This is a genomic window from Thermoanaerobaculum aquaticum (genome assembly GCF_000687145.1).
GTDB lineage: Bacteria > Acidobacteriota > Thermoanaerobaculia > Thermoanaerobaculales > Thermoanaerobaculaceae > Thermoanaerobaculum > Thermoanaerobaculum aquaticum.
On the sequence record NZ_JMFG01000060.1, the window covers coordinates 242 to 640 of the forward strand.

Consider the following 399-nt stretch of genomic DNA (forward strand, 5'->3'; position numbering starts at 1 on the left):
GGGGTGAGCTCAACCAAAAGCTTTACGTCAATAGCACCCGAAATTGGCACACGCGCTAGAAAAAGCTCAAAAAAGTTCCTTCGTGCCTCTGCGTTGGGAAGGTCAATTGGAATCACCTCATCAAACCTACCCGGGCGGCGCAACGCCGGGTCAATCTGGTCCGGATGGTTGGTCGCTGCCAGTACAAACACGGGCCGGGATACAGGGCCTAGCCCATCCATACTGGCAAGGAGTTGGTCAATGACCCCCTGTCGCACCGGGTCAAGTGCGTGCCGCTGGCCGCCAATCGCGTCAATCTCGTCAATAAAGACGATGCTGGGCGCGTACTCTCTTGCCAGACGAAAGAGGAGGCGAATGCGTTCCTCGGTTTCGCCGTACCATTTGGACTGCAACTCCCCC

The 399-nt window shown here is 56.9% G+C and carries 1 protein-coding gene; it reads right to left on the reverse strand.

Annotated elements, in window-relative coordinates; all coding sequences use genetic code 11:
• A partial coding sequence (locus tag EG19_RS12000) for an AAA family ATPase (RefSeq protein ID WP_152544071.1) occupies nt 1-399 on the reverse strand: 399 nt, incomplete at both ends.